Raw genomic sequence first — 13,632 nt, 5'->3', positions numbered from 1 at the left:
TATATATATAGAAGGGAATTAAAAAATATGTATTTGCAAATAGGATCGATTGAACAGGTAACTGTTTTACGCGAAACGGAAATCGGATATATGGTTGGGAATGAAGAAGAAGAAATTTTCCTACATAAAAACGAAGTGGCTGGAGAAATTGAAGAAGGCGATACGATTGATGTATTCTTATACCTTGATCACCAAAATCGTATTTCAGCAACAATGAAGGAACCAATTATTACAACTTATGATTGGAACTGGGTAAAGGTTGTAGAAGTTATTCCTAGTTTAGGTGTGTTTGTTGATATTGGTGTGTCAAAAGATATACTAATTCCAGCTGATGAGTTCCCGATTTATATGCCGGTATGGCCAGAAGTAGGCGACGAATTATATTGTACGTTAAAATTAACGAATCGTGATCGTTTAATTGCTCTTCCGGCAAGAGACAGTGATATGCAAGAAATTATCGTAGATGCAACGCCATCTATGCGTAATAAAAACGTAAACGGACGTGTATATCGTTCACTTCAAGTTGGTTCATTCATACTAACGGATGAGCATTTCCGTGCTTTCCTACACCATACAGAAAGAAAAGAACAAGTCCGCATCGGTCAGCGTGTAACGGGCCGTATTATTGACGTAAAAGATGACGGTACAATTAACATTTCACTTCTTCCTCGTAAAGAAGAAGGAATGGAAGATGATGCTGCAGTAATTTATGCATATATGGAAGAACGAGGCGGAGCAATGCCGTTTTGGGATAAGAGCCATCCAGAAGATATTAAAGAACGCTTTAACATGAGTAAAGCTGCATTTAAGCGCGCACTTGGTAAGTTGATGAAAGAAGAAAAGGTTTACCAAGAAGAAGGTTGGACTTATTTTAAGAAATAAGATGAAAGATTAAAAAGCACACCCTTATCTAAAAAGATAAGGGTGTGCTTTTTTAATTTCCTTGCGGAGAAACAAGAGTAAACGTATCTTTCAACTCACTATCATTTATTTTAATATTTGCCTTTTTTAATTCCTCTTGTAACAATTTTTTGCTGAATACAGGATCAGCAGTACGTTCTTCCTCTAAGTTTTTGCGAATAGAGTTTTTTACTTCATCGTAAGGTTTTAAATCTTTTTTATCAGTTAATTTAATAACGTGATAACCGTTTGATGATTTTACGGGGTTGCTAATTTGTCCAACATTTAGTTTGTAGGCAGCCGTTTCGAATTCAGGAGCCATTGTACCTGAATTGAAGTATCCAAGGTCTCCGCCTTTATCTTTTGATAGTAGATCTTGTGATTCTTGTTTTGCTAATTCTTCAAATGAAGCACCAGCATCTAGTTTACTCTTTATTTCTTTCGCTTCATTTTCGTCACTTACTAAAATGTGACTCGCTTTAATTTCTGGCTTATAGTGGTCTTTTACGTCTTTCTCTGTAATGCTTTTCTTAATCGCTTCATTCATAGCAAGTTTGAACTTAATTTGATTTTTGAAATCCTCTTCATCTTTTAAACCATTATTTTCTAATACTTTTTTGAATTGATCTCCATATTGTTTTTTTACTTTTTCTACTTCTTTATTTACCTCTTCATCAGATACTTTATATTTTTTTGTGATGACGTCTTGTGCCATCATTTCGTATAGCATGTCTTTTCCGTAACGATCTTTCAATTGTTTTTCGAAGTTATCCTTTGTAATGGTCGAGTCTGTTGCTGTAGCGACTGTAGCTGAGCCGTTTTTTTGTCCGCAAGCAGATAACATCAATATACTTATTAGTGCAGTAATAATGAAAATATGTTTCCCTCTCATGCCAACACCTCATCCGAATATGTTATCGCTATTGTAGAATATAGAAGTGAACATGAAGTGAATTTTTAATGTTTTTTTCCTTTAAAATGTAAAAAAGTACATCAACATAATTGTTGATGTACGATGCAATCAAAGGTGATCGGTCTTTTTAGAGTATGCACGTTTACCTTGCTGAATATTTTTTTGCTCTTGCTCATTTTTTTGTGTGCGTTTTGCGTTATTATCGCGTGCTTTTTTGTCGTTATCACTCGTATGTGGCATATGTATCAACTCCATTTCTAAACGTTGTACGTTTATCATTTCCTTTTTCGTAAAGACTATGTATAGCGGTGCATTTATGAAGGGTAAAGGTGGATTCGAAATGGATTTGAAGTTGAATTATACTGAACTTATAAAGAAGTTAATCGTTGTAATCATCGCAGGTTTATTAAACGCGATTGGGATGAATCTATTTTTAACACCAGCAAAAGTGTATGCGAGCGGCTTTGCTGGATTGTCTCAATTATTATCGCAAATATTAGGTGATTTTTTATCGATTCACATATCTACGGGAGTATTGTTTAGCTTATTTAATATTCCTGTCGTTATTTTAGCGTGGAAAAAGGTTGGAAAGGCCTTCACCTTTTTTAGTTTTCTTTGTGTTATATTTATGACTCTGTTTCTAGAAATCATCCCTGTTAGAGCGGTTTCGAATGATATCATATTAAATGCGATTTTTGGCGGGATTATTTCGGCAATTGGAGTAGGGATTGCTTTAAAGTGGGGTGCTTCTACAGGTGGATTAGATATTATCGCCATGATTTTATCAAAAATAAAAGATAAGCCTGTCGGTACATACTTTTTCTTTTTTAATGCAATTATCATTATCGCTGCTGGCTATGTATATGGATGGGAAAAAGCGTTGTATACGCTAGTGACTTTATATGTATCAACGAGAATTATTGATGCAATTCATACTCGTCATGTAAAGATTACAGCATTAATTGTTACGAAGAATGGGGCAGACGTAAGAAAGGCGATTCACTCGCGATTAGTAAGAGGGATTACAACGATACCAGCAACAGGTGCTTATACGAATGAAAATAAAGAAATGTTAATGATGGTTATTACCCGTTACGAGTTATACGAATTAGAGAGGATTATTAGACAAGTGGACCCAGGTGCATTTACAAATATACTGCAAACAGTTGGGGTGTTCGGATTGTTTCGGAAAGATTAAAGAGGACCAAAGTTGGTCCTCTTTTTTAATGTAAATTCGTAATGTTTTGCAATTGCTCTTGCATTTCACGGAGCTGAACTTTTTCAGCAGTTGAAGAGTTTGCGTAAGCGGATTGCAAAGCATTTTTTGCTCTATACACGAGATCTTGTTGCTCAGTACCGCTTGAACAAGATACGGCATTTTCAACAGCATCTCTAGCTTGTTGGAATAGTAAATTCCCCATTTAAACCCCTCCAAAAGAAGAGTTACTTCTTGCTTTTTCTGCCTCAGCTAATGTACCTCTGTACGGGAATCTTGCATCATGCTTCATAACAGCATCGGCTCCTTGTTGGATAAAACGTTTTGATTTGTTCTTTTTACCCATTCGAAAAACCCCCTTTATTTAGCTGAAAACAATCGACGCAATGTCTCATGCGTCTACTTATAGTATGGACATTTGGCAGGAAACTATAAGTAGGGAATTTTTAGATTACAACCCAAGAACCTCTTCTAAATATAAAGCAATACCATCTTCTTCGTTCGTTAACGTCGTATGGTTTGCGAGTGATTTTAATTCAGGGATGGCATTTCCCATTGCGATGCCATGACCAGCAAATTCAATCATTTCAAAATCATTATCTTCGTCACCGAAAGCGATAATTCGCTCTTGTGGAATGTTGTAATGACTAGAAATTTTTTGTAATCCAACCGCTTTATTTAATCCACTTTTCACAATTTCAATAATCGGCCAAGGTGCGCCCCATTTTCTATGATCGATTACTTCCGCGTGCATATCCGTTAAATGTTGACGAATTGCAGTGGAATGCTCGTCATGTGCATCAATTAATAAGCAAGTTGGATGATCGTTTAAAATATTTAATAAGTCTCCGGTAAAAATCTTAGGAGAGCCGAATTCGAAAATATGTTTTTTATCTTCATCAATTTCACGAACATACACATCGTCCATTACTTCCGCGTATATATTTTTTACGCCGAAATCAAAGCAAGCTCGTACAATTTCTTGCGCTGTTGCTAGCTCAAGAGGAGAGTGGTGTGTTCCCCAGCTTGAATCAAGAGGATGATGTACGTAAGCACCGTTAAAGTTTACGATAGGTGTGTTAAGAGCAAGTTCTTTATAGTAATCGTAACTAGCACGGAATGGACGTCCTGTTGAAATAACAACAATATGTCCCTGTTCCTTTGCTTTTGCAATTGTATGTTTCGTTCGAGTAGAAATTATTTTGTTGTCTGTTAATAAAGTACCGTCTAAGTCTAATGCGATTAAATGTTGTTTGTTCATAATTTCACCTCTTATAATAATTTTTTTGTATCTATCTGTATTTCCGTTTTTAATATGCAGAAATAAGAGGTTAGACTCGGTGAAATCACCATAGATGGAAATTTCACTATATATCCATCTTACGTCTCAAAGTGCTGCGGTGTCTACTATTTATCGTTGGAAATTAAGAAAAGTCAACATCTTTTTAGAAAGTTCAAACAATGTTTCTTTCATTATGTACAAATTGTGAAAAGGGTTACATTGCTCGTGTGATGAGGCATATAATGAACATGTAATCTTCTCGTATATGTTTGACTCTCCTTTGAAACTAGCCTAGAGTAGGTTGGTTTCTTTTTTTTTCTACAAGTAGGAAAGAAATCCCTGCTTACACTTGTGTCATTCATATATATGTACAAGAATGAGATGTAGTACTGTTTCCTAAACATGACAGAAAAGCTTTCTTTTAAAATGGATATACTAATGAGGCAAGACGTCATGGAAGGAGAATGAAGATGGGACAAAATCGCAGGTTTCGTTCTGGACAAAAAGCGCCGAATGATGGCATTTACGTAGAAATTGGTGAAACGGGAAGTATGGTGAAAGATCCGCAAATGGTGAAATTAACTGCCGGTGAAAAGTTTCCGGATAACACGAATCATAACCGCCAGTGGACATATAAAAGAAAACCGTAACAGAAGCCGCAATCATTATTGCGGCTTTTTTGTCGTTACACATTGTAATTTCATTTACCGTATTTTTTAGCAGTATAATGAATGCTCTCTTTTTCTTTTTCAAATAATAAGTTTGAAAATACATAGGCAAAATTATTGTATAAAAAAGTCAGTTGGCGTATAATCAAATCAAAGGTCAAAGAAAGTCAAACTTTTGGAGGGCTGTAAAGATGGACTTAAATCAAATGACAACAAAAACACAAGAGGCGATTATGAGTGCCCAATCTTTAGCGGTATCTCATCATCACCAAGAGGTGGATACTGTTCATCTATTACTTGCATTATTAGAAGAGCAAGATGGATTAGCAGTACGTATATTTCAAAAAATGAATGTTGATATAGAAGCATTAAAGCAAGGTGCTGAAAGTTTAATTAAAAAGAAACCTTCTGTAACGGGGAGCGGTGCAGAAGTTGGAAAATTGTATGTAACGAGCGCTCTGCAACAACTGCTTGTAAGAGCAGGGAAAGAAGCAGAAAAACTGCAGGATGATTACATTTCAGTAGAACATGTGTTGCTTGCTTTTTCTGAAGAAAAAGGCGATATAAATCAATTATTTACAAGATTGCATATTACGAAAGATAACTTATTACAGTCTTTAATGACAGTTCGGGGGAATCAAAGAGTGACGAGTCAAAATCCAGAAGCAACTTATGAAGCGTTAGAAAAATATGGCCGTGATTTAGTGGCGGAAGTGAGAGCAGGGAAAATCGATCCTGTAATCGGCCGTGATAGTGAAATACGACGTGTAATCCGTATTCTTTCACGTAAAACGAAAAACAATCCGGTTTTAATTGGGGAGCCAGGTGTTGGTAAAACAGCAATCGTTGAAGGGCTAGCACAGCGTATTGTGAAAAAGGATGTACCTGAAGGATTGAAAGATAGAACGATTTTTGCGTTAGATATGAGTGCACTCGTAGCTGGTGCGAAATTCCGTGGTGAGTTCGAAGAGCGTCTGCAAGCTGTATTAAATGAAATTAAAAAGAGTGAAGGACGCATTTTATTATTCATTGATGAACTTCATACAATAGTTGGAGCTGGTAAAACAGAAGGAGCCATGGATGCAGGAAATATGTTAAAACCGATGCTTGCGCGTGGTGAACTGCATTGTATCGGGGCGACGACGCTCGATGAATATCGCAAATATATTGAGAAAGATCCAGCGCTAGAAAGACGTTTCCAACAAGTATTAGCAGAAGAACCAACTGTTGAAGATACAATTTCAATTTTACGTGGATTAAAAGAACGCTTTGAAATTTATCACGGTGTAAATATTCATGACCGTGCGATTGTAGCAGCGTCAGTTTTATCAGATCGATATATTTCAGATCGATTCTTACCTGATAAAGCAATTGACCTTGTTGATGAAGCGTGTGCAACAATTCGTACAGAAATCGATTCTATGCCAACAGAATTAGATGAAGTAACGCGCCGCATTATGCAGCTGGAAATTGAAGAAGCGGCTCTTGGAAAAGAAACGGATCGTGGTAGCCAAGAGCGTCTAAAAACATTGCAACGTGAATTATCGGATTTAAAAGAAGTTGCAAGTGGTATGAGAGCGAAATGGGAGAAAGAAAAAGAAGAAATTCACAAAGTTCGTGACTTACGTGAACATTTAGAACGTCTGCGTCGTGAATTAGAAGAAGCAGAAGGTAATTACGATTTAAATAAAGCAGCCGAACTTCGTCACGGGAAAATTCCAGCAATTGAAAAAGAGTTAAAAGAAGCGGAAGAAATGGGCGCGCATAATAAACAAGAAAATCGTTTATTACGTGAGGAAGTAAGTGAAGAAGAAATTGCAGATATTGTTTCACGCTGGACGGGTATTCCTGTTGCGAAACTCGTGGAAGGTGAACGCGAGAAATTATTACGCTTAGAGCAAATCTTATCAGAGCGTGTCATCGGACAAGAGGAAGCAGTAAGCTTAGTGTCAGACGCAGTTCTTCGTGCTCGCGCTGGTATTAAAGATCCGAACCGCCCGATTGGTTCTTTCATCTTCTTAGGACCAACAGGTGTTGGTAAAACAGAACTTGCAAAAACGCTAGCGCAGTCTTTATTCGATAGTGAAGAGCAAATGATTCGCATTGACATGTCTGAGTATATGGAGAAACACGCAGTGTCACGCTTAATTGGTGCACCTCCTGGATATGTAGGATATGAGGAAGGTGGTCAATTAACAGAAGCGGTAAGACGTAAACCATATTCCGTTGTTTTATTAGATGAAATTGAAAAAGCACATCCAGAAGTATTCAACATTTTATTACAAATGTTAGATGATGGGCGCATTACAGATTCGCAAGGTCGTACAGTGGACTTTAAAAATACAGTTATTATTATGACTTCAAATATTGGATCTGCTCATTTACTAGATGGATTAGAAGAAGATGGTTCGATTAAAGAGGAATCAAGAGATCTTGTAATGGGACAATTAAGAGGACATTTCCGCCCTGAATTTTTAAACCGTGTTGATGAAATTATTTTATTCAAACCTCTTACAACGAATGAAATTAAAGGCATTGTTGATAAAATTGTAAAAGAACTACAAGGTCGTCTAGCTGACCGTCACATTACAGTAGAATTAACAGATGCAGCAAAAGAATTTGTTGTAGAAGCTGGTTTCGACCCAATGTACGGAGCTCGTCCATTAAAACGATACGTACAGCGTCAAGTGGAAACGAAATTAGCACGAGAATTAATTGCAGGAACAATTACTGACAATAGTCACGTAGTTGTTGATGTAGAAAATAACGAATTAGTCGTTCATGTGAAATAAAAATAAAAAAGAGTTCGGATAAAATCCGGACTCTTTTTTTAGTGTTGTTCTACTGGCTCGTTTGGAATTGCAGCTGAAATTGCTAGTACTAACACAGCAAGAACAACTGAGAAAATAGACGCTTGGTTAAAGTCGTATGTACCGCCAGTCATAGAGCCGATTACATAGCTCATCATATGTACAAGTAAGAACGACCAAATTAATGCCCAAATGAAACGCATATTTTACACCTCTATTCGTTCAATCTGTCCTTATTGTAACACAATTGAAAAAAGAATATAGAAAAATATTTGTAGATTTTTCAACGCAAATTTGCATTCCGTTCATACATTATAAAAGAGTACTTTTATATGTTTAGAAAATAAGGCGGGGGAAAAATGAGTATTACGGAACGTTTTTTTTACTTAGAAAAAGAACCATGTGTCATTTATTTACCGGAGAAGCCAAATGGATTTTCTGTTATGCTCCTCGGTGATTATAACTACTTTATTGAGAATGGTACAAGTTTATGGACACAACATGCGGGTAAATCTTATTTTTTACATGGTCTTATTGAACAAGGCTACACGGTCTTTTCCTCTAATTTATACGGAAGACATTGGGGAAACGATCAATCTGTTCGTCTGGCAAAACGTTTATATGATGTTGTTTTGAGAAAAGAGACGTTAAATGCGAAAATGCACATTATGGCAGATGGTATGGGAGCGCTTGTAGCACTTGAAATGATGAACAAATATCCTGAATGTATTCGTTCTGTTGTTATGCTAAATCCGTGTTTAGATTTACCGGAATATGTAAGTTTTGAGAAAGAGCATAAATTTTTTTACAAGAGACTCGTGAAGGAATTAAGTTTGGCGTATGATGCCAAAGAAGAAGAATTAGAATCAAAAATAAATAAGAAATCATTTACGCTTCTTCCATCTTGTGTACCTGTTAAAATTTTCGTATCAACACAAGAAAAAAGAGGAAGAAAACAGCAGTTGCGTAGATATGAGAAAATGAGGCAACTAAATCAATGTGATACTTCTGTCTTGTTCCATCTGCAAGATGTGAAATATAAAATGGTTAGGCAAACGACTGATTTCTTTAAAAAATATGAAGAAGAATTATGAAGCTCCCATATACATAAATGAGGAGCTATTTGTTTCAGAGGGAAAGGGTTGGTGGTATGGAACGCGTGCTGATAATAGGTGCACTTACGTTTGTAGGTTATCACCTTGTAAATAAAATGATTGCAGAAGAAGTGGAAGTCTATGGTCTTGATTTTGATGAATTCGATAGTATGACCAAAATTAATGAAGAGAAGTTATTATTAATTGGGCGAAATGCGTTATTTACGTATTATTCGATAAGAGATGAAGATGGATGGAGATCGGTTGAGGAAGAGAGATTCGATACTGTTTATTTTTGCTTATATGAGCCAAATCAGCAAAGTGGATTTCGGAATGAAAGAGTCATATTACAATATTTAAAGCGAATTATAAGAATGTGTGAAGAACAAAAAGTGAAGTTAAATTTAATTTCTTCTATTGAAGTAGGCAGTACAGATGAATCCGAAAATAAGCGCCTATTTTTGAAAGTAGAAGAAGGATTGAAAAAAGGGAATTTACAATATAGTGTATTTCGAGTTCCAACATTATATGGACCGTGGCAACCGTCCTTTATGATGTTTCATCAGCTTATTTTATCAGAATTAGTTGAAAAAGAGTGCCGTTGTACGATTGAGGAAAAGGGGAATGATTTACTTTACGTTGAAGATGTATGTGAATACTTATGGGAACATGGAACGAACGGGGCGCATCTTGGTATATACAATTTACTTAGTGGTAAACAGTCATTATGGGAAAAAGGTATGAATCTTTTACGCGCGGATGATAAAGTAAATAAAAATAATAGCGAAGTAAGAGATGAGGCTATCGAAGTAATTTCGATAAAAAGAAATACTCCGTTAGAATACGGTTTAAATAAGCAACTGGCACACATGAAAAAATATAAAGAGTTATACGAAGGGTAGTACGCGTGTTACACTATTGTATGTGAAAGTTTTAATGGAGAGGAAGAGTATAATATGAACGAAAAAAGCATGCAGTTTTTACAAATCGCAATGAAGCATTTACCGGAAGCAAAGGCAATTTTAGATGATAATGGAATTGCACTTGATATGGAGAAGGCACAGCCGGTGTTAGAGTTGTTAATGAAAGTTATGAACGAAGCTTACGAGCTTGGGAAAGCAGATAAAGAATAAAAAGCATCTTTTTAAGATGGAAGAGAGGCCCGAACCGTGGATAGAAGCGGTCAGGGCCTTTTTTATTCTCGCCTGGGGGAAAACCAGAGATATGAAGAGGATAAAGGAAAAGTAGTGAGGAGAACTGTCTAGTTTAGAAGGAAAGCAGATAAAGAATAAAAAGCATCTTTTTAAGGTGGAAGAGAGGCTCGAACCGTGGATAGAAGCGGTCAGGGCCTTTTTTATTCTCGCCTGGGGGAAAACCAGAGATATGAAGAGGATAAAGGAAAGGTAGTGAGGAGAACTCTCTAGTTTAGAAGAAAAGCAGATAAAGAATAAAAAACATCTTTTTAGATGGAAGAGAGGCTCGAACCGTGAACAGAAGGGTTTGAGTCTTTTTATATTTGAGAGGTATGTTTCTGTTTCTTTTAATGAAAAATAAAGTGGATAATGCGTTAGCTTTCTGTTTTATGCGAAATATATTCTAGACAAAAATACATTTATGTTTTAAAATTAGTACCAAGTCATAATAATTGATATAAAACGGAGGGCTGCGATGTGAACGTGGGCATTTTAGGGATCGGAAGATATGTGCCAGAAAAAGTAGTCACAAATCACGATTTAGAAAAAATAATGGATACATCCGATGAATGGATTCGTACGAGAACGGGAATTGCAGAAAGACGCATTGCCGATGATACAATAGATACTTCATATATGGCCGTAGAGGCTGCAAAAAAAGCACTTGAAGATGCAGGGGTTAGCGGAGAAGATATCGATCTTATTTTAGTGGCGACAGTAACACCAGATCGTGCGTTTCCAGCAGTAGCTTGTGTCATTCAAGAAACGATTGGAGCGAAACATGCAGCTGCAATGGATGTAGGTGCAGCATGCGCTGGTTTTATGTACGGAATGATTACAGCGCAGCAATTTATTCAAACGGGGACTTATAAAAACGTATTAGTAGTTGGTAGTGATAAGCTATCTAAAATTGTAGACTGGAATGATCGAAATACAGCGGTATTATTTGGAGACGGAGCCGGTGCTATCGTAATGGGAGCAGTTTCAGAAGGAAGAGGCGTTCTATCTTTCGAATTAGGAGCAGACGGAAGCGGCGGTAAGCATCTATATCAAGACGAGTATGTTATGATGAATGGCAGAGAAGTCTTTAAATTTGCCGTTCGTCAACTTGGTGAATCTTGTCTTCGCGTGCTGGATAAGGCTGGTCTTACAAAAGAGGATGTGGATTTCTTAGTACCGCATCAAGCGAATATTCGTATTATGGAATCTGCAAGAGAGAGATTAAATTTACCACAAGAAAAAATGAGTATGACAATTGAAAAGTTTGGTAATACATCAGCTTCTTCAATTCCAATTGCAATGGTAGAGGAATTGCAAAATGGACGTATTCAAGATGGTGATTTAATTATACTTGTTGGTTTTGGTGGCGGATTAACATGGGGAGCAGTCGCTCTTCGTTGGGGTAAATAAGGACTGAGAGAAAAAAAGGAGTGTATTTTGTATGGAAAAAAAGAGGGTCGTAATTACAGGACTAGGAGCTGTTACACCGGTCGGAACAGATGTTGAAACAGCATGGGAAAACATTAAAAAGGGTGTATCTGGAATCGGACGACTTACAAGAATTGATCCGGAACTATTTCCAGCAAAAGTAGCAGCAGAAATTAACGACTTTGAAGTCGAGAAATATATTGATAAAAAAGAAGCGCGCCGTATGGACCGCTTTACACAATATGCAGTAGCAGCAGCGAAAATGGCAGTTGCAGATGCAAAGCTTGAAATTACAGAAGAAAACGGACCTCGAATTGGTGTATGGATTGGATCAGGTATTGGCGGTATGGAAACATACGAAGAACAATTTAAGATTTTTACTGAGAAAGGCCCACGCCGCGTGAGCCCATTCTTCGTACCGATGATGATTCCGGATATGGCAGCAGGTCAAGTATCAATCGCAACAGGAGCAAAAGGAATTAACACTTGTTCTGTAACGGCTTGTGCATCTGGTGCAAACTCAATTGGTGATGCATTTAAAGCAATTCAGCGTGGTGATGCTGATGCAATGATTACAGGCGGAGCAGAAGCACCGCTAACAAGTATGGCATTCGCAGGATTTAGCTCAGCGAAAGCATTAACATTTAATGAAGACCCAGCAACGGCTTGCCGTCCATTTGATAAAAACCGTAGCGGTTTTGTAATGGGTGAAGGCTCAGGTATTCTAATTCTTGAAGAATTAGAGCACGCATTAGCGCGTGGTGCTCACATTTACGCGGAAATTGCTGGTTATGGTGCAACTGGAGATGCGTTCCATATTACAATGCCTGCTCCTGGTGGTGAAGGCGGAGTGCGTGCAATGCGTCAAGCTTTAGCTGATGCAGGCCTACAGCCAGAAGATATTGATTACATTAATGCGCATGGTACAAGTACGGATGCGAATGAAAAATATGAAACGATGGCAATTAAAGAAACTTTCGGTGAGCACGCGTATAAAGTAGCGATTAGCTCAACGAAATCAATGACAGGTCACTTATTAGGAGCAGCTGGTGCTGTTGAAGCGATTTTCTCTATTAAATCAATTACAGACGGAGTAATTCCGCCAACAATTAACTATGAGACACCAGATCCAGAATGTGACTTAGATTACGTACCGAATCAAGCGAGACACCAAGAAGTAAATGCAGTATTAAGTAACTCATTAGGATTTGGTGGTCATAACGCAGTGTTAGTATTTAAATCGTATAAATAATAGATGAAATAAGGAGTTTTTTCGCAATATATTGCGAAAAAACTCCTTATTTATTTTTACGCCTTTTTCTCCTGTAGCATATACATAAGAAAAAGGAGGGATAAAGATGGGGATTGTTGAAACAGCTGAATGGCTACATTTATATTATGGGCGGCCAGAAAAACTTTGTGAGAAATTTACGAAGTATATTCCGTTGCCAAAAGAAAGGTTGTATCGCTTTTTAATTTCAAAAGGGATGTATCGCCCGATCATGCGCGGAGAAAAGGAAATTAAAGAATTAGAGGAAAAGGAAATTTGGAAAGAATTGAGCCTGGAGTATGATAAACTGAAAAACTGGTTAAAAGGTCCAGATGTCCCTGTCTTTATTTTATTATCAGATTCCTATAATCGAACTGTACAAGAAGAGTATAACGGTAGGGCTGGATTATCTATGCGTCATGTTATTTTCTTATTCGTATGTGGACGGAATTCGGTAGAAGAATTAAAAGTGTTATTAGCGCATGAATATCATCACATATGCAGGTTACATCAAATTGAGACGAAAGAAACAGAATATACATTACTTGATACGATGATTATGGAAGGGCTAGCTGAACAAGCAGTAACAGAAAGGTATACAGAAAAAAACAATGCACCGTGGACGGCGTATCTTTCAAAGGAAGAGGCTATTTATTATTGGAAAAATATTGTACATGAAAGAATAAGTATAAAACGAGGAACAAGGGAACATGACATCTTATTAAATGGCTTTCACTCTTATCCGAAGATGCTTGGCTATGCGCTTGGATTTCATATTGTCAAAGATTGTGTAACTTTGGAAGGAGAAGATACACTTTCTTTATTATCTATAGATGCAAAAGAAATATTGAATAAAGC

The 13,632-nt window shown here is 37.0% G+C and carries 16 protein-coding genes; 10 read left to right on the top strand and 6 right to left on the bottom strand.

The annotated features are described in order from the left end of the window. The first annotated feature begins 27 nt into the window (after positions 1-27). A complete protein-coding gene (locus ABWK52_RS11755) occupies positions 28-882 on the top strand; it encodes a CvfB family protein (RefSeq protein WP_000281260.1) in 855 nt (284 codons plus the stop codon). 52 nt (positions 883-934) lie between these two features. Here ABWK52_RS11755 and prsA read toward each other — a convergent pair whose 3' ends face one another. Both prsA and ABWK52_RS11745 read right to left on the bottom strand, forming a co-directional pair. Next, positions 935-1,792 (bottom strand): peptidylprolyl isomerase PrsA, encoded by an 858-nt coding sequence (prsA, locus tag ABWK52_RS11750; protein ID WP_098507884.1) that lies wholly within the window; start codon positions 1,790-1,792, stop codon positions 935-937. Between the two features lie 129 nt (positions 1,793-1,921). Further along, positions 1,922-2,053 carry a DUF3941 domain-containing protein gene (locus tag ABWK52_RS11745; RefSeq protein ID WP_001120851.1) on the bottom strand — a complete coding sequence of 44 codons (132 nt, stop codon included), beginning with the start codon at positions 2,051-2,053 and terminating at the stop codon, positions 1,922-1,924. 100 nt (positions 2,054-2,153) lie between these two features. Here ABWK52_RS11745 and ABWK52_RS11740 point away from each other — a divergent pair, with 100 nt between their 5' ends. Further along, the gene (locus ABWK52_RS11740; RefSeq protein ID WP_000364432.1) at positions 2,154-3,011 is read left to right on the top strand and encodes a YitT family protein; all 858 of its coding nucleotides are present in this window, start codon (positions 2,154-2,156) and stop codon (positions 3,009-3,011) included. Between the two features lie 25 nt (positions 3,012-3,036). Here the strand turns inward: ABWK52_RS11740 and ABWK52_RS11735 are convergent, their stop codons facing one another. From ABWK52_RS11735 to ABWK52_RS11725, 3 genes are all read right to left on the bottom strand, one after another. After that, on the bottom strand, positions 3,037-3,234 hold the full coding sequence (locus tag ABWK52_RS11735) for a DUF3813 domain-containing protein (RefSeq protein WP_000527407.1): 198 nt from the start codon (positions 3,232-3,234) through the stop codon (positions 3,037-3,039). Continuing rightward, entirely contained in the window at positions 3,235-3,375 is a 141-nt protein-coding gene (locus ABWK52_RS11730; protein ID WP_000516816.1) for a hypothetical protein, read from the bottom strand. A gap of 105 nt (positions 3,376-3,480) precedes the next feature. After that, positions 3,481-4,290, bottom strand: coding sequence for a Cof-type HAD-IIB family hydrolase (locus ABWK52_RS11725; RefSeq protein WP_001041231.1), 810 nt, complete (start codon positions 4,288-4,290; stop codon positions 3,481-3,483). Positions 4,291-4,781: 491 nt separating this feature from the next. Here ABWK52_RS11725 and ABWK52_RS11720 point away from each other — a divergent pair, with 491 nt between their 5' ends. Both ABWK52_RS11720 and clpB read left to right on the top strand, forming a co-directional pair. Beyond that, on the top strand, positions 4,782-4,961 hold the full coding sequence (locus ABWK52_RS11720) for a YjzC family protein (protein WP_000531421.1): 180 nt from the start codon (positions 4,782-4,784) through the stop codon (positions 4,959-4,961). A 209-nt stretch (positions 4,962-5,170) separates the two neighbouring features. Continuing rightward, positions 5,171-7,771 carry an ATP-dependent chaperone ClpB gene (clpB, locus tag ABWK52_RS11715; RefSeq protein ID WP_098507886.1) on the top strand — a complete coding sequence of 867 codons (2,601 nt, stop codon included), beginning with the start codon at positions 5,171-5,173 and terminating at the stop codon, positions 7,769-7,771. Between the two features lie 38 nt (positions 7,772-7,809). Here clpB and ABWK52_RS11710 read toward each other — a convergent pair whose 3' ends face one another. Further along, positions 7,810-7,992, bottom strand: coding sequence for a YjzD family protein (locus ABWK52_RS11710; RefSeq protein ID WP_001211116.1), 183 nt, complete (start codon positions 7,990-7,992; stop codon positions 7,810-7,812). Between the two features lie 156 nt (positions 7,993-8,148). Between ABWK52_RS11710 and ABWK52_RS11705 the strand changes: the two genes are divergently transcribed. From ABWK52_RS11705 to ABWK52_RS11680, 6 genes are all read left to right on the top strand, one after another. Further along, positions 8,149-8,883: a hydrolase gene (locus ABWK52_RS11705; protein ID WP_000028691.1), complete on the top strand. Its 735-nt coding sequence runs from the start codon at positions 8,149-8,151 to the stop codon at positions 8,881-8,883. A gap of 29 nt (positions 8,884-8,912) precedes the next feature. Next, positions 8,913-9,785, top strand: coding sequence for an NAD-dependent epimerase/dehydratase family protein (locus ABWK52_RS11700; RefSeq protein WP_001986101.1), 873 nt, complete (start codon positions 8,913-8,915; stop codon positions 9,783-9,785). A gap of 54 nt (positions 9,786-9,839) precedes the next feature. Next, a complete protein-coding gene (locus ABWK52_RS11695) occupies positions 9,840-10,016 on the top strand; it encodes a ComZ family protein (RefSeq protein WP_001986215.1) in 177 nt (58 codons plus the stop codon). 537 nt (positions 10,017-10,553) lie between these two features. Beyond that, complete coding sequence (gene fabH, locus ABWK52_RS11690) at positions 10,554-11,486, top strand: beta-ketoacyl-ACP synthase III (protein ID WP_070757210.1); 933 nt, start codon at positions 10,554-10,556, stop codon at positions 11,484-11,486. A 31-nt stretch (positions 11,487-11,517) separates the two neighbouring features. Continuing rightward, a complete protein-coding gene (gene fabF / locus ABWK52_RS11685; protein ID WP_000412656.1) occupies positions 11,518-12,756 on the top strand; it encodes a beta-ketoacyl-ACP synthase II in 1,239 nt (412 codons plus the stop codon). Positions 12,757-12,862: 106 nt separating this feature from the next. Then, a partial coding sequence (locus tag ABWK52_RS11680; protein ID WP_353771938.1) for a DUF2268 domain-containing protein occupies positions 12,863-13,632 on the top strand: 770 nt, incomplete at its 3' end.

The sequence above is a fragment of the Bacillus sp. AP50 genome (genome assembly GCF_040492675.1).
GTDB classification, from domain to species: domain Bacteria; phylum Bacillota; class Bacilli; order Bacillales; family Bacillaceae_G; genus Bacillus_A; species Bacillus_A cereus.
This window is presented reverse-complemented; position numbering and strand designations above follow the sequence as displayed.